Source organism: Bradyrhizobium sp. 61, assembly GCF_023073075.1.
Taxonomy (GTDB): Bacteria; Pseudomonadota; Alphaproteobacteria; order Rhizobiales; family Xanthobacteraceae; genus Bradyrhizobium; species Bradyrhizobium barranii.
The window spans coordinates 112,947-134,202 of record NZ_JADPIU010000070.1 but is presented as its reverse complement, the minus strand read 5'-3'; the positions used below and the strand labels follow the sequence as shown (position 1 = coordinate 134,202).

Sequence of the window (21,256 nt, the reverse complement as noted above, 5' to 3'; positions counted from 1 at the left end):
GGACACCCGCTTCTAGCCTTGGACCTCCGGCGTCCTGCCGCGCCCGAGCGCGAATTGACCGACCGGGCCCTCGATATGGAATTCCAACTCCGTCATTTTCGCGAACAGATCGATGTTGGTGCTGCCAATGGCGCAGCCGCCGAGGCCCATATCGGTTGCCGTCAGGTAAAGCGTCTGAATCAGGCTGCCGACATCCTTCAGGATCAGCGAATATGCGATTGAGCTGTATTTCCAGGAGACCCGCCCAAAACGCGCAGCGATCGTGATGAGGATTTGTGGCTGACCCGGCGCGTCCATGGCGAACCGGGCAGCCGCCAAATGCGCCTGGAGTTGTTGGGGGGAGGCGCTGATGGCGACTAGCGCGTGGCTCCCTGCATCGTAGTGGTAGAGTCCGCGCGCAAGCCCGTCGCAGTTCGCGACGGTAAGGTACAATTCCAGCTCGTACGCGCTGCCCGCCGACGGATAAGGCCTTGTGCTGTAGGTGACGTCGGAACCGCCTTCGAAATACGGCTCGCTCGTCCATTCGGACAAGACGCGCGCGCTGGTGTCGAGGAACTGCGCGAGTTCGCCGAGCGTGACCGGATTCTTGTCGTCGAAATCCCGTGTTGAATGGCGTTCGCGCAACAGCTTCGGGAAACGGGAGTTCGACTCCGGGGAGGAGAATTTGCGCAGGTCAATCTTGCTGCCGGCCCAGGGCGGACGCACCGCCGGCGACGGCGGAACGACGCCGGCATAGGTGAAGGCGGCGCCGACCGGATTGGCTTGCCGACCCTCTGTGCTCCGCGTGTGAAACACCAGATCGTGGAAATCCCAGAGTACGAGGTTGCCGTCGCCTTCGTTCACCCGCAGGCCTTCTCCGTCTTTCGCATCGAGCTTGAGCAAGATCTGGCTGTCCAGCAACAGTTCGAGCAGATGGAGGGTGGAGGAAGCCACCTTCTGGTTGAGCTTGCCGATCTTCCGAGGCTGCGACAGCGCCGCAAGGGTGGCGGCGATGGCGGGATCGCCAATCCGGAACAACGCGCCGGCGCGTGGCGATTCCAGCACCAGCTCGTTGCCGCGCCGGCGCAGAAAGGCAAAGCGCGATAGCACGATGGTGTCACGACTGCCCAGCTTCGCGCGCCGCGGCCAGTATTCGGGGACTTGGGGCTCGATGACCACGAAGTCCTGTGTGTTACGCGAAGAGGAGAGGCGGTATTCCAGAAGCCCCTGCCGGGCCAAGCGACGCACCAGGGCGTCGACGTCTCTCGCGAGGGCGCTCTTGCCCGCAAAGGACGCGAGCGGAAGGCCGGTGCTCAGATGTCGCGCGCAGTCCATCGCGGCCGCGCTGAATTGTCCGAGGTTAACGGAATAGTCGCCCAGAATGGCGGTGATGTTTCCGTCCGGCTGCATCTGGAGGGAGAAATTATGGCTCAACCGGGCGGCAATGTCTGGCGCGATCTTCCTGGTCGGCTTTTTCCGGGGAGCGCGCACGAAAGAGCAGCCCTTCAGGTGTGTGGAAGGAATGAAGTCAGATCGCTTTCCGGTCGCGGCCGGTCCAACAATCCGAGCTTCACCGGCACATCGTAAAGGCGACCCGGTGCGAAACGGCGATAGAAGTGACGCAGGCCGGGAACGAGGACTCTGACGACCGGAACCTCGACGTCGGGACGTGTCTGGTCGAGGACGAGGAAATCGTAGCCTGCACGGGCGGCGATCTCGACGCAGGCGACGACCTGGTCACGCGTATTGTCGTGAAGCTTGAGGCTCGGCGCCGGGGGGACGATCGGGTGGTCGCTCGGTGTCAGGAACGGGTAGTCTTCCAGGCGTAGCGGCGTGACACCGTCGAGGGTCGGCTTCTCGCCGCTTGCGCCGCCCATCATGCCGACGGACATAAATTGGGTCAGTTCGGTGAGGGATCGCAGCAGCGCTATATGGCGGTCGAAATGCGCGCCGGAACCGAACTCGATATTCTCGTGTCCATTCTGCATCCAGTGCATGATCGCCACGTAAGTCGGAATGCCGAGGTCCGTGGTGATGTCGAGCACCCACAGCTTGCGCCCAGCTTCCGCAAATTGAGCCTGGAGATCCCGAACATAGAAATCGTCGAATTGCCCGAGATCGACCTCGGCGCGTTGCACCCGGTTATACCACCAGATCGCGTAGGCATCGCGCTCGATCAGTTCGAGGAAGCCCTGAACGATGGCTTCGTCGCGGGTGTTGCCGGCCGCGCAGCCGTTGGAATCCGTATGAAAGCCGCCATAGAAGAAGTATAGGAGGCCGGTCGGCAGATATTTGAAGCGTTTGTCGCGCAACGACGAGACCGGCGACCACTCGGTCCTCGTCGAGGGATCGAACGGCTCGGGCACCGGATGGGGATCGTCCGGCTGCTGCAGAAACCTGGTCTTGAACTGCGTTTCGCTGAAGAGCTGGACGTCGTTGGGAAGAAGCGCGTCGCCAGGCGCGAAATCGACAAAGCGGCGCGTCGTCCTGATCTCATCGCCCTGGAAAATGCCAGAATAGCGTTCGATCGATTCCATCAGCGCGCTTGCCTCGCCCTGTTCAGCCGTCGAGCCCTTGCCAAAACTGCCCCCGCTCAATCCGGACCTGAGCTGGTCGATGCTGTGGGCCGGCGCGGAGAAATTGTGCTGGGCGAAGTAATTGGTGTTCATCGGCAGGTCGACGTCGATCCGCTCGAGCCGGGTGACCACGCCGGTCAGCGGGCTCACATGCTTGCGGAAGCGCGACACCGTCGACCGCGACGTCACGGTGCGATATCCACCGCTGGTCATGACGAGTCTCTTGCCCTCGGCAATCTCGACCAGGGCCGGAGATCGGCGCGGGTTGTTCAGCTTCCTGCTGCCGCAGGTCGGACATTGCGGACGTCGCGTCACGTAGTGCTTGGCGATGGCGGCGCCGGTCAGGTCGAAGCTTGCGATGTGATCGCACAAATCGGTGCGAAAATCCGAGGCAATTGCCTTGGCGATCTCGACTGCCGCAAAATGGATTCCAGTCTTGCCGACGCTTTCTCTGACGAGAGGCGACATGGCAACCGCACGCGCCGGTCCCCGGTCAAGAAACCCCTTGATCTCCCGGTTGCGGATCATGCGATCGAACAGGCAGGTCCAGCAGGCGCTCTCGCCCGGTTTGAACATGGGCCCGACCAGCGGAAACGCGCCGGATGGCTGTACCAGCAACCAGGACGTCTTGCCGGCCACACGTTCCTGGTTCAGTTCAGCAAGTCGCCTGTCAAGATAATCGTTCACCAGCGTGATCGTGAGCTTCGGCGAGCGCTTGGCGATTTGAACGCCGAGCTTACCCAAGGCCGCGGTCAGCTCCTTGGCGCCTTTGACGTCAATCGACTCGACCTGAACGGGGCAATTGCGAAGATTTTGTTCCGCGATCTCCAGGGGCATGCCGAGGCTTGCCAGGAAACCGCCGACGGCGTCGTCGAACGCTTTCGGGGTCCGCGCAACGACATATCGGCGATCGAGCAGCCGCTTGATTGCTTCCTCGATCTTGTCGGCCGGGAAGCGCTTCGAAAGCTGGCGAATGATCTCCGACCCGGCCTTGCCGTGTTGCCCGATCGCAGTGGCGAGGGCGCAGTAGAGCTCGCCGTGCAGGAAGAATTTGCGGTTCTCGGAATAGAGACAAACCGCATCGGGAGGCAGTACGTAAGCGGTGAAGTTCGGTGCAAATCGGAGAATGTCTTTGCGGGTCTGCCGCGCAACGCGGGTCTTGCGAGTTGCAGTCATTGAGTCAGCACGCTGATCCTGTTGCCGTCACGCTAGATCCCCGGCGCAAGATGGATCGTCGTGACCGCGCGCCGGCATTTTCCCAGAGAATTGAAGCGAATTCAGCTGTCACCCGCAAGCCGCCGATGCAGGCGTCGTAGCGAAATCAAGCAATTGGCCGGACCCTTTCTTGAGGCCGGCCAATGACCTATCAACCCGTGAATTTGACATTCGGAATGCGCCGGGGTCTAGCACACGCGGCAGCGGCCCCACGATGCGCAGCAACCCGCGCATGATACGGCGCATCCCACCACACCAACGCCACAGCCGACAGCACAGCCAACTGCACAACCCGCACATCGGCAACCGACGCCACATCGGCAACCACGGCAAGCCCGACAGCCTCCGCAGCCGCGGCAACCGCCGCATCCGCGCCATGCCAGCTGCACGCGGCTACCGGCGTTTTCCTTGTCGAAGAGATGGAAGGTGGCCAGGCTGACGTCAGCCATTTCCTCTTCATCGAGCGTGATTGCCTGGCCCGTTCCAAGGTGCGGCAATTGTTGTATGTCGGGTGTCGGCACGGCGGACGCCGATGCGCCTCCCGCCAGCGAGAACGTCAACCCTGCGGCTCCGAACGCCGGCACGGCGACTTTGGTTACTCGCTTCTTCCCTTTAGAAGTCTTCTTCGCCTGCCGCATGGTCGAACCTCCGAGCATTGCAAGAAGTATCCCAGCCGCGGTAAGTCTACGCCCAGGAAATAACGCGGGCAACAATTACGCGCACAAAAGCGCGGCGCTGCACGTTCGGGATGTATTCATCTTTATGAACGGCAATCGGCACGGCCGCGTCAACGATCCGCGCTCTCGGTGCGCGTGCAACTTGGTGCAGTGCCGCAATCGCTTCCAGGTTTGAACGGAGAGATCGGCGTGGCGGATCAACTCGGACGTTTCGCTTGGTACGAACTGCTGACCACGGACGTCGCGGCGGCGGGCGCATTCTATCGCAAGGTCGTCGGCTGGGGCGTGACGGATGAATCGACTCCGGAACTGCCTTACACGGTGCTTCGTAGCGGCGGCACCCCGCTGGGCGGCCTTATGGATATCCCGGAAGAGGGGCGGAGATCAGGGGCAACGCCGAGATGGATGGGTTACGTCGCTGTCGACGACCTGGACGGGGCTGCCGCGCAGATCAGGCGTCTCGAAGGCACGATCTTTGTGCCGCCGACCGACACCAATATTGGCCGAATAGCAGTCGCTGCCGATCCGCAGAAAGCGACGTTCGGGCTGATCGAGAAACCGACATATGGCCGATGGAAACCGGGCCGGCTGGACGAGCCGGGGCGCGTAGGCTGGCATGAGCTATTGGCCGCCGACCGGACCGTGATCTTCGATTTCTACAGAGAACTATTTGGTTGGCAGAAGGCTGACGCTCAAACCGATCCAGCGGACTGGTATCAATTGTTTTCGGCCGGCGGGCAAACGGCCGGCGGCATGCTGACCAAACTTTCGAGCGTAGCGCAGCCATGTTGGCTGCATTACTTCAATGTCGACGACATCGGCGCTGCGACGAAGCATGTGAATGCTGGTGGAGGCCGGATCCTCCAGGGTCCGATCGAATTGCCTGATGGCTGCTGGATCGCACGATGTGTGGATCCCCAGGGCGCCCTGTTTGCACTGCAGGGTGCCGGGGGTCATGCAGGCATCGAGCCATTCTCGGCCTCGGAAGTCGGGTGGTCCGCCAAGTGGGGCGGCATTGCCTCCCAGGGGAGAATTGTGCTGCCCAAGCCGAAGCGCTAGCTGCTGCAGCGTCCGTCCGGCGCTGCCGCGACCCTGCAATAACCCGCGCCGGGAGCAGGGGAGGCCTGCGCTTGGCCGATCCGGGCCGTTTCGGGGCAAGTTCCCGTTGCGCGCGCCCAGCCCGTGCGCTATCCGGCCGGAAAGGCCTGAGGCGGCTTCCATTTTTCCGCCCGGCTGACCCAACCGAGGACGGAAACCGCCATGCCAGCCTATCGCTCCCGCACCACCACCCACGGCCGCAACATGGCGGGCGCCCGCGGCCTCTGGCGCGCGACGGGCATGAAGGATGCCGATTTCGGCAAGCCGATCATCGCGGTCGTGAACTCCTTCACCCAGTTCGTGCCCGGCCACGTCCACCTCAAGGACCTCGGCCAGCTCGTGGCGCGCGAGATCGAGCAGGCCGGCGGCGTCGCCAAGGAATTCAACACCATCGCGGTCGATGACGGCATCGCCATGGGCCATGACGGCATGCTCTACAGCCTGCCGTCGCGCGAGCTGATCGCCGACAGCGTCGAGTACATGGCCAACGCGCACTGCGCCGACGGCCTCGTCTGCATCTCCAACTGCGACAAGATCACGCCCGGCATGCTGATGGCCGCGCTGCGGCTCAACATCCCCGCCGTGTTCGTCTCGGGCGGCCCGATGGAGGCCGGCAAGGTCACGCTGCAGGGCAAGACCAAGGCCGTCGACCTCATCGACGCCATGGTGGCGGCCGCCGACTCCAAGGTCAGCGACGAGGACGTCAAGGTGATCGAGCGCTCGGCGTGTCCGACCTGCGGCTCCTGCTCGGGCATGTTCACGGCCAATTCGATGAATTGCCTGACCGAAGCGCTTGGCCTCGCATTGCCCGGCAACGGCACGGTGGTGGCGACCCATGCAGACCGCAAGCGCCTGTTCGTCGAGGCCGGCCACACCATCGTCGATATCGTGCGCCGCTATTACGAGCAGGACGATGCCTCCGTGCTGCCGCGCAACGTCGCCAACTTCAAGGCGTTCGAGAACGCGATGACGCTGGATATCGCCATGGGCGGCTCGACCAACACCGTGCTGCATCTGCTGGCGGCGGCCCATGAAGGGCAGGTGGAGTTCACCATGCAGGACATCGACCGGCTGTCGCGCCGCGTGCCCGTGCTGTGCAAGGTCGCGCCATCGGTCGCCGACGTCCATGTCGAGGACGTGCATCGCGCCGGCGGCATCATGGGCATTCTGGGCGAGCTCGACCGCGCCGGCCTGATCGACACCTCGGTCTCGACCGTGCACGCGCCGACCATGAACGACGCGCTGGAGCGCTGGGACATCAAGCGCTCCAAGAGCGAGTCTGTCCGCACGTTCTTCCGCGCGTCGCCCGGCGGCATTCCGACGCAGGTCGCCTTCAGCCAGGAGCGCCGTTACGACGAGCTCGATAGCGATCGCGAGAAGGGGGTGGTCCGCAATCTCGAGCATGCCTTCAGCAAGGATGGCGGTCTCGCCGTGCTCTACGGCAACCTCGCGCAGGACGGCTGCATCGTGAAGACCGCGGGCGTGGACGCCTCGATCCTGAAGTTCTCCGGCCCGGCACGCGTGTTCGAAAGCCAGGACGCCGCTGTGGAAGGCATTCTGGGCGGCAAGGTCGTTGCCGGCGAGATCGTGGTCATCATCTACGAAGGCCCGCGCGGCGGCCCCGGCATGCAGGAGATGCTGTATCCGACGAGCTATCTGAAATCGATGGGCCTCGGCAAAGCCTGCGCGCTCGTCACTGATGGCCGCTTCTCCGGCGGCTCATCCGGCCTGTCGATCGGTCATCTGTCGCCGGAAGCGGCCGAAGGCGGCAACATCGGTCTCGTCCGCACCGGCGACCGCATCGCCATCGACATCCCGAACCGCAGCATCAGCCTGGAGGTCTCCGACGAGGAACTCGCCAAGCGCCGCGCGGCAGAAGAGGCGAAGGGCGATGCCGCCTGGCAGGCGACGGGCCGCAAGCGCAACGTCTCGACCGCGCTTCAGGCTTACGCAGCACTCACCACCAGCGCCGCACGCGGTGCGGTGCGTGAGGTGAAGCGGCGTACGGAATAAGCGCTGCACCGTCCGCGCCTCGCGCGATGGTCAACAAGTTCTGAACGGCCGGCGCAAGCCGGCCGTTCGCATTAAGGATGCCTCGACGAAGTTCGGCAGCTCAAGATGTTGCAGCGTATACTGCTCGCGACCTTCGCAAATCCATTTTGGGCAACTGGGGCACCACCACAATGTCTCGTACTCTCGCTGTCGTTTTCTCAACAGTCGTCGCCGCGATTTCCATGACGAGCGCGGCCTCCGCCGGCTGCTATAATTGCTACGCGCCGCCGCCGTGCCAGACCTGCTACCAGCAGCAATACGTGCAACCGCAATACCGCACCGTCGACGAGACCGTGATGGTGTCGCCCGGCGCGACCGTCGCGCACCGCTCGCCGGCGCAGTACCGCACCGTGATGGTGCCGCAGACCGTGATGGTGGCACCGCCGAGCGTCCAGTACGAACGCATCCCGCCGCAATACGCCACGCGCCAGCGCGTCGAGATGGTTTCGCCGGGGTATTCCTATTACGCGCCGGTGCAGATGGGCTGCGCGTCCTGCGGCTACTGAGCCAACGCAGCGACGAAGAGTTTCGGGCGGCGCTCCTTTGGGGGCGCCGTTTTCTTTTGAGGCAGCAAACGAGGCCCGGAAATGGACGCGAATCCAACCGGGCCTCGCAACCAGCGACGCCCTGGGCGGTGTCGCCAGTGTCCGGGATTGCTGAGGGGCGGCGTGTGTCGGCGGCCGACATGTTGCGAAGCTAGACGAACAGGCTGACGCTCGCCTGACAGATCGCGCGCGGCGGAAAATTCAGGCTTGGGATGAGGGCGCGCGTTTGGAGGTGCCGGTACCAACGGACGGTGGCGCGACGCGCCGCCGCCATTTCTCTCGATGCTGGAGCTCTCGTGCCGGCCGCGTATTAGGACAGCTTCAATGCCATGTGAATTACACCGGGTTCGCGGATCGTTGCGGGCTTGAAGCCAAACTTGTCGAAGACGCGGAGCATCGCTGCGTTCTCCGGTAGCACTTCCGCGGTCAACTCCGTCAAACCGGCCTCGCGGGCGATAGCGATCAGATGGTGCGTCAGCAGCCCGCCAACGCCGCGTCCCTGCCAGGCATCGATCACGACGAAAGCTGCTTCGGCCCGTCCAGGCTCGAATATGACATAGCGACCACCGCCGATGATCATGCTGCGGCTGGCCTCTTCCGTGCACGCAACCAGTGCCACGTGGTTTCTGAAATCGGGTTCCATGAAAAAAGCGCGCTCCCGTTCGGAAAAATGACGCTTCGTCACAAAGAAGCGGCGTCGGAGCGATTGAGCGCTTGTCTCCTCGAGCGCGGCAAGCATGTCGGGCTCGTCCTCGGGACGAAGCGCCCGGATATCGACCAATTGTCCGTCGCGTAGTCTCTCCTGGCGGCTGTAATTTGCGGCATCCGGCACTTAAGTTCTCCCGCGGCCCGATTGCGGCGCCCCCCGCGGGGCGGTTGGTCGATCCCGATTGACGCGAACACCGTCGCCAACCGTTGACCTAAATCAACGTCAGCGACCGCCGACCTTTTTGAATGACCTCGCGCGACGACGAGGTCGAACATGGCGATCAAAGACTTAAAGCTGCCTGATGGCCCAATGTCGGGGCTGGTCGCCTCGGCCGTGGAATACATGGTCGATGCGGGACAGCGCAGCGTCCTGTTCCTGGACATCATGCGCCAGCGTGGCGACCAGTATCGCGAGCACGTCGCCCAGACCGCGCCGCATGTGCTGCAATATGCTGCTGAATTGATCACGGACGGCCGGAAGCTGGACGAACCGGTCAACTACGCGCTGGTGCGCATCGTTCCGCCGAAGGATGTTGAGATCGACATGAGCCGGCGTCCGTTCGTCGTGGTCGATCCGCGCGCCGGCCATGGACCCGGCATCGGCGGCTTCAAGGCCGATAGCGAGATCGGCGTCGCCATGAAGGCGGGGCATCCCTGCTACTTCATCGGCTTCCTTCCGGAGCCGATGCCCGGGCAGACCATCGAACGCATCGCGCGCGCGGAAGCCATCTTCATCGAGACCGTCATCAGCCGTCATCCGGACGCCGACGGAAAGCCCTGCGTGATTGGCAATTGTCAGGCCGGCTGGGCCGTCATGATCCTGGCGTCACTGCGGCCGGAATTATTCGGGCCGCTGATCATCGCCGGTGCGCCGCTGGCCTACTGGGCAGGCGTGCATGGCAAATACCCCATGCGCTATTCCGGCGGCCTGCTGGGCGGAAGCTGGCTCACGGCGCTCACGAGCGATCTCGGTGCCGGCAAGTTTGACGGCGCCTGGCTGGTGCAGAATTTCGAGAACCAGAACCCGTCGAATACGCTCTGGACCAAGCAGTACAACGTCTACTCCAAAGTCGATACCGAGGCGGAACGCTATCTGGATTTCGAGCGCTGGTGGGGCGGACACGTCAATCTCAATGCCGAGGAAATCCAGTTCATCGTCGACGAGCTCTTCATCGGCAACAATCTCGCAGCCGGCAAGATCGAGATGTCCGACGGCCGCAAGGTCGATTTGCGCAACATTCGTTCGCCGATCGTTGTGTTCTGCTCCAAGGGCGACAACGTCACCCCGCCGCAGCAGGCGTTGGACTGGATCCTGGACTGCTACGCCGACGTCGACGAGATCAGAGCTTATGGCCAGACCATCGTCTATACCGTTCACGAGAGTATCGGCCATCTCGGCATCTTCGTATCCGGCGGTGTGGCCAAGAAGGAGCACGCTGAGTTCTCAAGCAACATCGACCTGATCGACGTGCTGCCGCCAGGGCTCTACGAAGCCACGTTCGAGGCCCGTGGCAACGAGACACTCAATGCGGATCTTGCGGCAGGCCAGTGGGTGATGCGCTGCGAGGCCCGCACGCTGGATGATATCCGCGCGATGGGCGGAAATTCGCCCGAGGACGAGCGGCGCTTCGCTGCGGCCAAGCGTGTCTCGGAGCTCAATCTCGCGGCCTATCAAAAATTCTTGCGGCCGTGGGTGAAGGGCATGGTGACGCCCCAACTCGCGGAATGGGCCCGCAACATGCATCCGCTGCGGCTGCAATACGAGGCGTTCAGCAGCCAGAACCCTTGGATGTCCACGGTCAAATCGGCTTCAGATCGTGTCGAGACAGACCGCAAGCCGGTTTCAAAGGACAATCCATTCCTGGCATTCCAGGAACAAATGTCCAAGCAGATCGTGCACGCGCTGGATAGCTGGCGCGATGCGCAGGAGGCGCTGAGCGAGGCCGTCTTCCTCAACCTCTACGGCTCGCCGCTGCTCCAGGCCGCGGTCGGCGTCGACCCTAATTCCGTGCCCTCGCGCCACCGGGAGATGTCGCCGGAGCATCGCGCCATGCTCGCGGCACGGATCGCCGAGCTGAAATCGCACATCGCTGAGGGCGGGCTCCGCGAAGCGGTGCTCCGCGCGCTGCTTTATGTTGGCTCCGCACGCGGCATGGTGGATGAGCGGAGCATCGAGGCGTTGCGGCAGGTTCGGCGTGACCATGCCGGCGCCCGCATGACGCTGTCGGAATTCAAGAAGCTGGTGCGTGAGCAGTTCTTCATGCTGCTTCTCGATCGCGAAGGTGCTCTCGCTGCGATCCCGAAATTGTTGCCCGACGACACCAACCAGCGGCGTGCGGCCTTCGTGGCGATGCGCGAGGTGCTGTCGGCGAGTGAGGACATCACCGGCGAGCGGGCCAATCGCCTGAAGCGCATCGCCGCGCTCTTCGGTCTGGACGGAGAGGCGGAGTTGACATCGAACGTCGCCCCTTTCGATCCCAAGGCACGGGCGTCGTAACGCGGATTGGCAGGATCGGGAGTGACATCATGTCGGCCGACACGACGCAAACCCAGCCCGGCAGCAAGTATGATCGGTTAATTGCGGCGGCGAAGGGCGCGCCGCCAACGCCGACCATCGTGGTGCATCCCTGCGACGAGACCTCGCTGCGCGGCGCTATCGATAGCGCAAGCGCCGGCATTATCCGGCCAGTGCTCGTCGGGCCCGAGCGGAAGATCAAGGATACTGCCGCCCGGTTCGATCTCGATGTATCCGGTTTCGAGATCGTTGATGCCGCGCACAGCGACGAATCCGCGGCCAAGGGCGTCGAGCTCATCCATGCCGCCAAAGGCGAGCTGTTGATGAAGGGCAGCCTGCACACCGACGAATTGATGCGCGCCGTCACCGCCAAGACCGGTGGCTTGCGCACCGACCGACGTATCAGCCATGTCTTCGTGATGGATGTGCCTGCCTATGCAGAGACCATCTTCGTGACGGATGCGGCGATCAACATTTTCCCCGATCTCGACGCCAAACGCGACATCATTCAGAATGCGATCGACTTCTACAACCAGGCAGGGTTCGGCAAGACGCCGCGGGTGGCGATTCTATCTGCCGTCGAGACCGTGACCTCGAAAATCCCCTCGACCATCGAAGCCGCTGCCCTATGCAAGATGGCCGATCGCGGCCAGATCACCGGCGGCATCCTCGACGGCCCGCTGGCTTTCGACAATGCCATCGATCTGGAAGCCGCGCGGATCAAGGACATCACATCCGAGGTCGCCGGCCGCGCCCAGATCCTGATGGTTCCGGACCTGGAGTCCGGCAACATGCTGGCCAAAAATCTCGCCTATTTCGCCAAGGCCGACGGCGCCGGCATCGTGCTCGGTGCGCGCGTGCCCGTCGTGCTGACCTCGCGCGCGGATTCCCCACGTGCGCGGATGGCGTCCTGTGCGGTCGCCGCGCTTTATGCTCATGCCCGGCGTCAGAAGGCGCCGACGGTTGCCGCGTGATCGCCATGGATACGATCCTCGTCGTCAATGCCGGCTCGTCCAGTGTGAAGTTTCAGGTCTACGCGATCGAAGGCGACGGTGCGCTTCGTCGTCAGATCAAGGGACAGATGGACGGTATCGGCAGCCGACCGCGTCTGCGGGCAAGTGGCCCGAGCGGCGATCCGATGGCCGATCGGGCTTATCCGATCGAGGCTGTGCCTGATGTTCCGGCGGCGATGGCCGTTGCCGGCGACTGGCTGCGGGACGAACTTCGCGTCACGCCGATCGCGGTCGGTCACCGGGTCGTGCATGGTGGGCCGGACTATTCGCGGCCGGTACTGATCGACCACGGCGTCGTGTCCCGTCTCGAACGATTTGTGACCCTGGCGCCGCTGCACCAGCCCACAATCTGGCGCCGATCCGTTCGCTGCTGGCGAATTTCCCGACGCTGCCACAGGTTGCCTGCTTCGACACCGCATTTCACCGCACGCATGATGCCGTCGCCGACCATTATGCTATTCCGCACCAACTTCATGCCGAGGGTGTCAGGCGCTATGGCTTTCATGGGCTGTCCTACGAGTATATCGCCCGGACGCTGCCGGGCGTGGCGCCCGATATCGCGAAGCGGCGCGTGATCGTTGCCCATCTCGGCAGCGGCGCGTCGATGTGCGCGCTCAAGGACGGGCGCAGCGTCGAGAGCACCATGGGTTTCACAGCGCTCGATGGCCTCCCGATGGGAACGCGTCCAGGGCAGATTGATCCCGGGGTGGTGATCTATCTTATCTCCGAGAAAGGGATGTCGGCCTCAAACGTGCAGAACTTCCTTTATCGCGACTGCGGATTGAAGGGGCTCTCCGGCGTCAGCAATGACATGCGCGAGCTGGAGGCGAGCGCCGACCCCAAGGCGAAGCTCGCGGTCGACTATTTCGTCTACCGGATCGGTCTCAGTGCCGGCATGCTCGCTGCCGCCCTGCAGGGCCTCGACGCCTTCGTCTTCACGGCCGGGATCGGCGAGAATTCGGCGAACATTCGCGCGCGCGTGGTCGAGCAGCTTGGATGGCTCGGCGGCACGCTCGATCCCGTCGAGAACGCGCGCAATTCCAGGCTGATCTCGCGTTCCGACAGCCGCATCCCCGTCTACGTCGTGCCGACCGACGAAGAACTGATGATCGCACAGCATACGCTGTCGCTGCTGATGAACGGACAATCGACCAATCCAAGGCAAGAGAGGGTGTCATGATCCCCGTGTTCCCGGATACAAAGGTTGCCCTGAAGGGCAAGAAGGGTCTCGTCGTCGGCATCGCGAACGACCAGTCCATCGCCTGGGGATGCGCGAGGGCATTTCGTGCGCTTGGGGCCGATCTGGCCGTCACCTACCTCAACGATCGCGCCAAGAAACACGTCGAACCGCTGGCGCAGGCGCTGGAAGCGCCGATCTTCATGCCGCTGGACGTGATGACGGAGGGGCAGACCGAGGCGGTGTTCGAGCGGATTACGAAGGAATGGGGACAGCTCGATTTCCTGCTGCATTCGATCGCCTTCTCGCCGAAGGAGGCGCTCCATGGCCGCGTGGTGGACGTCGGCCGCGATGGCTTCCTTAAGACGATGGACGTCTCTTGCTGGTCATTCCTGCGCATGGCGCATCTCGCCGAGCCGCTGATGAAGAACGGCGGCACGATGTTCACCATGACCTATTATGGCAGCCAGATGGTGGTGGAGAACTACAACATCATGGGCGTGGCGAAAGCGGCGCTTGAAGCGGCCGTCCGCTACGCGGCCGCTGAACTTGGTCCAAAGGGGATCCGCGTGCACGCGATCTCGCCCGGCCCGCTCGCCACGCGTGCAGCGTCAGGTATCCCGGAGTTCGACGAGCTCATGGACAAGGCGCAGTCCAAAGCGCCGGCGCGCAGCCTGGTCAGCATCGACGACGTCGGCAATGCCACCGCGTTCCTGGCGCTTGATGGCGCCAAGCTGATCACCGGGGGCGTTCTCTATATCGATGGCGGGTATCACATCATCGACTGACCGCCCTCAGCGATAGTGCAGGGCGATCAGCTCGGCGACACAAGCGGGCTTCTTGCCGCCCTCGATCTCGATCACGAGATGATAGTTGACGCGCAAGCCATCCGGCGGCACGTCCTCGGTTTCAGCGACGGTGACCCGGCCGCGGAGCTTTGAGCCGGCCGGCACTGGCGCCAGATACCGGATGCGATCCGCGCCATAGTTCAGCGTATTGCGCAGCCCTTTCAAACCCATCACGGATCGAATGAACAGTGGAGCAAGCGAGAGCGACAGCAGGCCGTGAGCGATGGTGGTGCCGCCGGGCGCTTCCTTCCTGGCGCGGTCCTGGTCGACATGGATCCATTGTTCGTCACAGGTTGCTTCGGCGAACTTATTGATCCGATCCTGGGTCACTTCGATCCAGTCGCTCGCGCCGATCTCGGTGCCGACCGCGGATTTGATCTCGTTGAAGTCGCTGAATATCCGCATGGTCGTGACCTCGTCAGATCGTCATTTCCGGGATGTTGTCAGGAATGACCAATTCGGCCTCTGTCACCGCCATAACCTCGCCAACGCTGACACCGGGGGCGGTCTCGAGCAGCGTCGCCTTGCCGTCCGCAAAACCGATAACCGCCATGTCGGTCACGACCAGATGGACCGGGCGCGCCGAGGTCAGAGGCAAGTTGCATGTCTTGACGATCTTCGACTTGCCCTTCGCGGCATGTTGCATGGCGACGATGACCCGCTTGGCGCCGCTGACGAGGTCCATCGCCCCGCCCATGCCCGGCACCATCTTGCCCGGGATCATCCAGTTGGCGAGAAGCCCATGCGCATCGACCTGGAGGCCGCCGAGGACGGTGACGTCGACATGGCCGCCGCGGATCAGTCCGAACGACATCGCGCTGTCGAAGGTCGCCGCACCCGGGAGCGCGCTGATGGGGCGGCCGCCGGCGTCTGTCAGTGTCGGATGCGCCATGCCTTGTTCGGGAATCGGCCCGGTGCCGATCAGTCCGTTCTCCGACTGAAAAAAGACTTTCAAATCGGCCGGAACGTAATTCGCAACCAAGGTCGGAATGCCGATGCCGAGATTGACGAGGTTTCCGCTCTTCAACTCCCTGGCGACGCGTCGGGCGATGATGATCTGCGGGTCCATGATCTCACCCGTTGGTAATGAGGTAATCGACGAGCGGCGCCGGGGTCACGACGTGATCGGGCGCGATGACACCGACTGGCACGATGTTCTCTGCAGTGACGATGACCGTGTCGGCAGCCATCGCCATGACCGGGTTGAAGTTGCGGGAGGTCAGTGCGTAAGCGAGATTGCCGAGATAGTCGGCGAGAAACGCGTGAACCAGCGCGTACTGCGCCCGCAATGCCGTCTCCAGCAGGAACGGCTTGCCATCCACCTCGATCTGACGCTTGCCTTCGGCAACCAGCGTTCCGACGCCAGTCGGCGTCAGCACCCCGCCGAGGCCACATCCACCCGCGCGGATGCGTTCGACGAAGGTGCCTTGCGGCACGAGATCGACGGCGATCTGGTTCGCGAGCATCTGCTGCTGCGCTTTCGGATTGAGGCCGATATGCGTTGCCGTCAGCCTTGAGACCAGCGCAGCGTCGAACAGCTTGCCGACGCCTTTGCCGGGAGTAGCGGCGTCATTGCAGATCAGAGACAGGCCGGTCTTGTTCTGCCGCACGAGTTCGTCAAGCAGGCGCTCCGGGGTTCCGACGCCCATAAAGCCGCCGACCATGACGCTCGCACCGGCCGGGATCATCGCAACGGCTTCTTCGACGGAAACGGCCTTCATGGGCGGAACTCCGGTCGGCAGGCGCAGGTGGATACTGGACCGATGTTGGGGGCGGGCAGACTCTCGGCTTTGATCTGCGTCAAGGTTGCAAGGTCATTCGCGCGGGCCAACGCCGACGCCTGCAAGGGTCTCGTGCCAGAGCCTGCGCACCTCGGCATGCCGCCGTTCGAGCGTCGCGTTGACGGCATCCCGGAAAGGTAGGAGGTCTGGGCCCTTCAGGAACAGAATCTGCGCCTGCAACAGCCGACCGCTCTCGAACTCGATGCGCCGCAGCGCCATCACGAAGGGATCGTTCGCGTTCGCTTCCGTCGGCAGCAGGGCCGCCGGCCGGATCCCGGCATGAACCGCATGCGCGAGCGTCGCGAGGTGAATGGTCTGCGCGCGGGTGTGATCGGCGATGCCTTCGACCGGGGTGGGGAGCCAGGCCATCTCCCAGGATGCCGCCATGGGGCCCAGCGCGAGGTCCGGGACCCAGGTGGTCGCCCGCATGAGAAGCGAGACGATCTCGCTCTCGCGATAGAACTGCGCGTTCAATTCGGTCTGCCAGGCGGCATCGAATCTCGCGGGCAGGGCGACCGCGAATTGCCGTGCCAGCGCACCATGCGCAGAAACCAGGAATGCGGCGACCCGCGTCTGCTGGCGCGGCGGCACGCGCCCGTCCGCTTGCAACGGTCCGAAGAACGCGCTCATGTCGCTGGCCTCTGCACCGGGATTGCGCGCAGATGGTCATAGCCGGCGGGAAACGGCGAAAAGTCTCCGCCGGCATCTTCCGGCGCGATCAAGACCTGTTTGTTGCCCTGCCAGCGGCCAGCCAACACGTCCTCGGCGAAGCGCGCCAGCAGGTCGGCTGTTAAGGCAGCCTTTTCGAGCGTGAAGGCGTGATAGGCCCTCGGAATGATGACGAGCGCACTGTCAGGAATTTCCACACGCAACGTCTCGTGCAGCGCCCGCGGCGTGAGGAAGTCGAACTCGCCGTTCAGGATCATGGTCGGGACGGATATTGAGGAGAGCTGCGGCGTCAGCGGCTTGAAGTCGAGGAAAGACTCCATCAGGTTCTGAAGGGCGTACACGTCGTTGACCAGCCAGCCCTGCCGCTTCACGCTGTCGAGCTTGTCCAGCAGCGGCTTCAGCCACTGGTCGGACAGGTTCATCGGCAGCAGCAGATCCTGGAGGTAGCCGGTGCCGCCCAGAATGAGGCCGGTGCGCAAGGCGTTGCCGATCAGAAGCAGTTGTGGCGAAAGCTCGGCAAAGCAGCTCATCGGCACAAGGCCCGACAGCCGCGCGCCATGCTCGATGGCATAGCGCAACGCGATCAGGCCACCGAAACTGATGCCACTGAGGAAGACCGGACCGTCGCCAAGCTCGCCGATCAGGCGATGCAGCACGGCGATGTGGTCGTCCTGATCGATGAACAGCGCGGGCTTGTCGGAGACGCCCTGGCCGAGCAGGTCGAAGGTAGCGACCCGGAACCGACGTGCGATCAGCGTGTCGCGATACGTGCCCCAAAGCTCGGAATACTGCGTGAGACCGTTGACGAGCACATAGGCAGGCGCATTTGCCGGTCCGTCGAGCTCATAGCGGACACGATATGAGCCATGACTGAGGAAGGGCATTGCGGGGACCGGCCAGCGTGACGATGACCGCGATCCTCAACGCAGGCTCAAGGATTCCATTGAGCTAAATCAAACCTCAGGAGGAGGTGCAGCCTAGCGTTCGCGCAAAATACCGCCAGGAGGGAGTTCGTCATGAACGGGAGAAGCGCACTCAAGCGTTGCTTCGTCAGCCTGATCCTGTTGCTGGTCGGCACCGCGCTCGCGGTCGCCCAGCCGTTCACGCGACGCTCGTCGCAGATGCAGCATGACGGGCTCAAAAGGACCTATGAGATCGCGAACTTCCGGCTTGGCGGCAAGTACGACCTGGCCAATCCCTCCAAATGGGAGAATGGCGGCGAGGGCGGCGTGACGCTGGAATCGCTCGGGGCAGGCAAGCTGCGTACCGGATACATCGCGATCGGCAACGCGCGGCGCAATGCCGCCGGTGAGATCACCAACGCGGTCGTGATCAATTCCTATTATTCCGGCGATTCCACCGATATGTACGAACAGTGGGTCAAGGGCGCGGCCCTGTCGGGCGGCGTCCCGATCATCGGCCCCGGACGGCCGATCGACACCGACCGCTACTACGTCATCATGGTCGACCCGCTGGGCACGTGGGGCGCAAGCAAACCGTCCGACGGCCTCGGCATCAAGTTTCCGCAGTACAGCTACTACGACATGGTGCAGGCGAACTACCGCCTGCTGCGCGACGAGTTGAAGGTGGCGCGCGTCGCGCTTGTCACGGGCGTCTCCATGGGCGGCACCCAGACCTACGTGTGGGGGGTCATGCATCCCGAATATATCGGCGCCCTGATGCCGATCGGCGGCACCACGCAGTCGGATGGTGAAGACCCCGTCGGCAACTGGACCTTCCAGATGATGACGGCCGCGATCGAGGGCGATCCGGTCTGGCAGGCGACCAAGGGTGACTACTACAATCTGCCCAAGGAGAAGCACCCTATGCCGGGTGTGGCGTTCGGCTGGTCGATCCTGGGCATGACGGGCTACGACTTCGGCTTCCGCACGACCCAGAACTGGGCCGCGGTCCAGCCCGAGATATTCTACTGGGATCCGCCGAACGAGAAGGCCGGTCTGAGCGTCACCAACCGTGCCAAGCTCTATGACGCCGTCGATCTCGTCTGGCGCAACCGGGTCGGTGAGACCCACAATGTCAATCCCTATCTCGGCCGCATCCAGTCGCGCACACTGGTGATGCACATCACCAACGACCTCTGGCTGAACTTCAAGCTGGCCCAAAAAGCCGTAGATCGCGTGCCGGGCGCGGACCTGATCGCGCAGGAGAGCCCGGTCGCCCATTACGGCGTGTTCCCGATCATCAACCAGCGCAAGAACGATCCGAAGTTCGTCGCCTTCATGGACGACGTCGCGGCTCTCGATCGCGCGAGGATGTTCGTCGACAAGAATTATCGCGTACCGGGCGTCGCCGAAAACATCGATCCGAGCAAGTCCTTTTGGAAGGACTTCGTGACCTATCCCTATCCGGTCAAATACGCCAACGCCAAGGACAAGATCGGCAACACCTGGCAGATTGGTTACATGGATGAGTATGCCGGCACCGACAAGGATCCCAAGGTCCTCGTCATCATCCACGGCAAGGGCGCATTCGGCGGGCACTATGGCAACATCATGCAATATGCGCTGCGGAGTGGCTTGCGTGTGATCGTGCCGGACTTGCCGAACTACGGCATGTCCGGGCCCGGTAATCTCGATAAGAGCCCGGCGCGCACCATGCAGGATATGCGCGAGGTCATCTACGATCTCGTCGTAAACCAGCTTGGCGTCAAGAAAGCCTATTATCTCGGCCACTCGCTGGGCGGTCAGTTCGTCACGGGGTACGCCCTGACCTGGCCAGATGCGGTGCAGGGCCTCGCGCTCGAAGCACCGTCCGGACTCGAGGAATACCCGCGCGACATTACGATCGCGAAAGACAAGAAGGCACCTCTGTTCCAACCGGGACTCGGTCGCGACTTCGACAAGTGGAAGCAGATCTGGGACCAGACCGGCATCCTGGCGGCGGAGAAGGCCCGCGACGAGCAGAGCATTCGTGACTTCTTCTACTTCAAGAAGCGCAACCCCGACACCGGCGTGGTGTCGGCGGCGAAGAGCGGCTACTTCTTCAGCGACAGCGAATATGCGCGCTTCCATACCGAGCAGCGCGTCGGGCTTACCAAGGGCAACCCCAAGGAGCTCGAACAGTGGTGCAACGTCTTCATCTTCGACATCTACACGATCGGAGCCGAGCTCCAGCAGGATGACCCGAAGAACCTTTACGAGCGGGTCACCCAAATCAAGGCGCCGATCTTCCTCGCTTTCGGTGACAAGGAGCCGTTCATCCCGACGCCCGCCTTCAACGGGTTGACCGATCTCGGACGCGACGTCATCACGCCGTTCATGACGCGCATGACCAACGCCGGCAACCGGCCGATGCTCAAGATCTATCCGGAGACCGGGCACTTCATCCACACGGACAATCCGGTGGAATATTCAGCGGACGTCGTGGACTTCGTCACGAAGGGAACGGTCGACACCTCATCCCCCCTTGGCACAGATCGCATGATCAAGGGTTCCGTGGTATCCGCCCTGCCAGTGGCGCCAACACCTCCCGGCGCGGCGCCAACCGCCGGTCTCAACAAATAGGATCGGTCTATGCCACGGGTGCAGGCGGGTGAAATCGAGCTTGGCTGGCGGGAGTGGGGCCGAGGCGAAGTGACCGTCGTCTTCATCCATGGCAATCTCGCCAGCAAGGACTGGATCGAGCTGGCTGCGCCCTTGTTTCCAACGGGCCTGCGCGTCATCGCCATCGACTGGCGCGGCTGCGGGGACAGCGACCGGCCGAAGCCTGCCGCCGATTATTCGAACTACTCCATGCAGCAGCATGCCGACGACATGCTGGCGGCACTCGATATGCTCGACGTCGGTTATTGCCATCTCGCGACGCATTCGACCGGCGGCATCATCGCTGCCCGCATGCTCTTGATGCAGCCGCAGCGTTTCGGGCGCGTGTTCGCACTCGATCCGGTGACGCCGCTCGGCATGACTTTCAATGCCGACCAGATCGGCCTGTTTCGGGCGATGATGGCGAGCAAGGACCTGACACGAACGATCATGGCGACCGCGGCGTCCTCGCTGTTCGTGCCCGAGAGCATGGCGCCGAACGCCGTGCCTCGATTTCGGGAGGGATTGAAGGATATCCAGGCGTTGTTCGACCGCATCATCGAGCAGACCTTTGGCGTCTCCGAGGGCATCTGGATCGGAACGCCGGTCAACCTCACGAAGGAAAGAGAGAGCAGAGAGCTCGAGCGCCGCATGCCGGAGCTGAAGCATCCGCATCTGGTGCTATGGGGCGAATGGGACGGCTGGATTCTGCCAGCCGATCTTCACGTCATGGCCGATGCGATGCCGGATTGCCGTCTCGTGATCGTGCCTCGCGTCGGGCACTCGATGAATCTCGAAGTACCCGCGCTCTACGCCGGCTATTTCGGCGCCTGGTTCGGAGGACTTACCGTGTAACTGCTA

17 protein-coding genes and 1 pseudogene are annotated in these 21,256 nt (G+C 63.1%); 10 read left to right on the top strand and 8 right to left on the bottom strand.

Annotation, left to right across the window (positions count from 1 at the left end):
* Positions 1 to 12: 12 nt before the first annotated feature.
* Positions 13 to 1,389, bottom strand: coding sequence for a SagB family peptide dehydrogenase (locus IVB46_RS27270; protein ID WP_247310077.1), 1,377 nt, complete (start codon positions 1,387 to 1,389; stop codon positions 13 to 15).
* Positions 1,390 to 1,484: 95 nt separating this feature from the next.
* Entirely contained in the window at positions 1,485 to 3,731 is a 2,247-nt protein-coding gene (locus IVB46_RS27265) for a TOMM precursor leader peptide-binding protein (protein WP_247309924.1), read from the bottom strand.
* 543 nt (positions 3,732 to 4,274) lie between these two features.
* On the opposite strand from IVB46_RS27265, the gene IVB46_RS27260 reads away from it, so the two are divergent.
* From IVB46_RS27260 to IVB46_RS27245, 4 genes are all read left to right on the top strand, one after another.
* Positions 4,275 to 4,622 (top strand): hypothetical protein, encoded by a 348-nt coding sequence (locus IVB46_RS27260; RefSeq protein WP_247309922.1) that lies wholly within the window; start codon positions 4,275 to 4,277, stop codon positions 4,620 to 4,622.
* Positions 4,623 to 4,636: 14 nt separating this feature from the next.
* Positions 4,637 to 5,506, top strand: a complete 870-nt coding sequence (locus IVB46_RS27255) for a VOC family protein (RefSeq protein WP_247309920.1) — start codon at positions 4,637 to 4,639, stop codon at positions 5,504 to 5,506.
* Between the two features lie 201 nt (positions 5,507 to 5,707).
* Positions 5,708 to 7,558 (top strand): dihydroxy-acid dehydratase, encoded by a 1,851-nt coding sequence (gene ilvD / locus IVB46_RS27250; protein ID WP_247343842.1) that lies wholly within the window; start codon positions 5,708 to 5,710, stop codon positions 7,556 to 7,558.
* A gap of 221 nt (positions 7,559 to 7,779) precedes the next feature.
* Entirely contained in the window at positions 7,780 to 8,103 is a 324-nt protein-coding gene (locus IVB46_RS27245; protein WP_247309918.1) for a hypothetical protein, read from the top strand.
* 349 nt (positions 8,104 to 8,452) lie between these two features.
* Here the strand turns inward: IVB46_RS27245 and IVB46_RS27240 are convergent, their stop codons facing one another.
* Complete coding sequence (locus IVB46_RS27240; protein WP_247309916.1) at positions 8,453 to 8,974, bottom strand: GNAT family N-acetyltransferase; 522 nt, start codon at positions 8,972 to 8,974, stop codon at positions 8,453 to 8,455.
* Between the two features lie 150 nt (positions 8,975 to 9,124).
* Between IVB46_RS27240 and IVB46_RS27235 the strand changes: the two genes are divergently transcribed.
* The 4 genes and pseudogenes from IVB46_RS27235 to fabI all read left to right on the top strand — a co-directional run bounded on the left by IVB46_RS27235 (position 9,125) and on the right by fabI (position 14,343).
* Positions 9,125 to 11,347 carry a DUF3141 domain-containing protein gene (locus IVB46_RS27235; RefSeq protein WP_247343839.1) on the top strand — a complete coding sequence of 741 codons (2,223 nt, stop codon included), beginning with the start codon at positions 9,125 to 9,127 and terminating at the stop codon, positions 11,345 to 11,347.
* Between the two features lie 29 nt (positions 11,348 to 11,376).
* The gene (locus IVB46_RS27230; RefSeq protein ID WP_247343836.1) at positions 11,377 to 12,339 is read left to right on the top strand and encodes a phosphate acetyltransferase; all 963 of its coding nucleotides are present in this window, start codon (positions 11,377 to 11,379) and stop codon (positions 12,337 to 12,339) included.
* A 5-nt stretch (positions 12,340 to 12,344) separates the two neighbouring features.
* Positions 12,345 to 13,558: pseudogene (locus tag IVB46_RS27225) on the top strand (acetate/propionate family kinase).
* On the top strand, positions 13,555 to 14,343 hold the full coding sequence (fabI, locus tag IVB46_RS27220) for an enoyl-ACP reductase FabI (protein ID WP_028147828.1): 789 nt from the start codon (positions 13,555 to 13,557) through the stop codon (positions 14,341 to 14,343). Before IVB46_RS27225 ends, fabI begins: the two are co-directional and overlap by 4 nt.
* 6 nt (positions 14,344 to 14,349) lie before the next feature.
* Here the strand turns inward: fabI and IVB46_RS27215 are convergent, their stop codons facing one another.
* From IVB46_RS27215 to IVB46_RS27195, 5 genes are all read right to left on the bottom strand, one after another.
* Entirely contained in the window at positions 14,350 to 14,808 is a 459-nt protein-coding gene (locus tag IVB46_RS27215; protein ID WP_071913863.1) for a MaoC family dehydratase, read from the bottom strand.
* A gap of 13 nt (positions 14,809 to 14,821) precedes the next feature.
* The gene (locus IVB46_RS27210) at positions 14,822 to 15,472 is read right to left on the bottom strand and encodes a 3-oxoacid CoA-transferase subunit B (RefSeq protein WP_208086854.1); all 651 of its coding nucleotides are present in this window, start codon (positions 15,470 to 15,472) and stop codon (positions 14,822 to 14,824) included.
* A 4-nt stretch (positions 15,473 to 15,476) separates the two neighbouring features.
* Positions 15,477 to 16,124: a CoA transferase subunit A gene (locus IVB46_RS27205; protein ID WP_063983266.1), complete on the bottom strand. Its 648-nt coding sequence runs from the start codon at positions 16,122 to 16,124 to the stop codon at positions 15,477 to 15,479.
* Between the two features lie 93 nt (positions 16,125 to 16,217).
* Positions 16,218 to 16,814 (bottom strand): hypothetical protein, encoded by a 597-nt coding sequence (locus IVB46_RS27200; RefSeq protein ID WP_247309912.1) that lies wholly within the window; start codon positions 16,812 to 16,814, stop codon positions 16,218 to 16,220.
* The gene (locus tag IVB46_RS27195; protein ID WP_247309910.1) at positions 16,811 to 17,737 is read right to left on the bottom strand and encodes an alpha/beta hydrolase; all 927 of its coding nucleotides are present in this window, start codon (positions 17,735 to 17,737) and stop codon (positions 16,811 to 16,813) included. The genes IVB46_RS27200 and IVB46_RS27195 overlap by 4 nt, the downstream gene beginning before the upstream one ends.
* Positions 17,738 to 17,869: 132 nt before the next feature.
* On the opposite strand from IVB46_RS27195, the gene IVB46_RS27190 reads away from it, so the two are divergent.
* Positions 17,870 to 20,377 carry an alpha/beta hydrolase gene (locus IVB46_RS27190; protein WP_247309909.1) on the top strand — a complete coding sequence of 836 codons (2,508 nt, stop codon included), beginning with the start codon at positions 17,870 to 17,872 and terminating at the stop codon, positions 20,375 to 20,377.
* Positions 20,378 to 20,386: 9 nt separating this feature from the next.
* A complete protein-coding gene (locus IVB46_RS27185) occupies positions 20,387 to 21,250 on the top strand; it encodes an alpha/beta hydrolase (protein ID WP_247309908.1) in 864 nt (287 codons plus the stop codon).
* The last annotated feature ends 6 nt before the right edge of the window (positions 21,251 to 21,256 follow it).

Excerpts from the sequence above, each read along its gene's own strand:
- IVB46_RS27270 (WP_247310077.1), bottom strand. The coding sequence starts at position 1,389 with ATGCAGCCGGACGGAAACATCACCGCCATTCTGGGCGACTATTCCGTT.
- IVB46_RS27265 (WP_247309924.1), bottom strand. The coding sequence starts at position 3,731 with ATGACTGCAACTCGCAAGACCCGCGTTGCGCGGCAGACCCGCAAAGAC.
- IVB46_RS27260 (WP_247309922.1), top strand. The coding sequence starts at position 4,275 with ATGTCGGGTGTCGGCACGGCGGACGCCGATGCGCCTCCCGCCAGCGAG.
- ilvD (WP_247343842.1), top strand. The coding sequence starts at position 5,708 with ATGCCAGCCTATCGCTCCCGCACCACCACCCACGGCCGCAACATGGCG.
- IVB46_RS27245 (WP_247309918.1), top strand. The coding sequence starts at position 7,780 with ATGACGAGCGCGGCCTCCGCCGGCTGCTATAATTGCTACGCGCCGCCG.
- IVB46_RS27235 (WP_247343839.1), top strand. The coding sequence starts at position 9,125 with ATGGCGATCAAAGACTTAAAGCTGCCTGATGGCCCAATGTCGGGGCTG.
- IVB46_RS27230 (WP_247343836.1), top strand. The coding sequence starts at position 11,377 with ATGTCGGCCGACACGACGCAAACCCAGCCCGGCAGCAAGTATGATCGG.
- fabI (WP_028147828.1), top strand. The coding sequence starts at position 13,555 with ATGATCCCCGTGTTCCCGGATACAAAGGTTGCCCTGAAGGGCAAGAAG.
- IVB46_RS27215 (WP_071913863.1), bottom strand. The coding sequence starts at position 14,808 with ATGCGGATATTCAGCGACTTCAACGAGATCAAATCCGCGGTCGGCACC.
- IVB46_RS27210 (WP_208086854.1), bottom strand. The coding sequence starts at position 15,472 with ATGGACCCGCAGATCATCATCGCCCGACGCGTCGCCAGGGAGTTGAAG.
- IVB46_RS27205 (WP_063983266.1), bottom strand. The coding sequence starts at position 16,124 with ATGAAGGCCGTTTCCGTCGAAGAAGCCGTTGCGATGATCCCGGCCGGT.
- IVB46_RS27200 (WP_247309912.1), bottom strand. The coding sequence starts at position 16,814 with ATGAGCGCGTTCTTCGGACCGTTGCAAGCGGACGGGCGCGTGCCGCCG.
- IVB46_RS27195 (WP_247309910.1), bottom strand. The coding sequence starts at position 17,737 with ATGCCCTTCCTCAGTCATGGCTCATATCGTGTCCGCTATGAGCTCGAC.
- IVB46_RS27190 (WP_247309909.1), top strand. The coding sequence starts at position 17,870 with ATGAACGGGAGAAGCGCACTCAAGCGTTGCTTCGTCAGCCTGATCCTG.
- IVB46_RS27185 (WP_247309908.1), top strand. The coding sequence starts at position 20,387 with ATGCCACGGGTGCAGGCGGGTGAAATCGAGCTTGGCTGGCGGGAGTGG.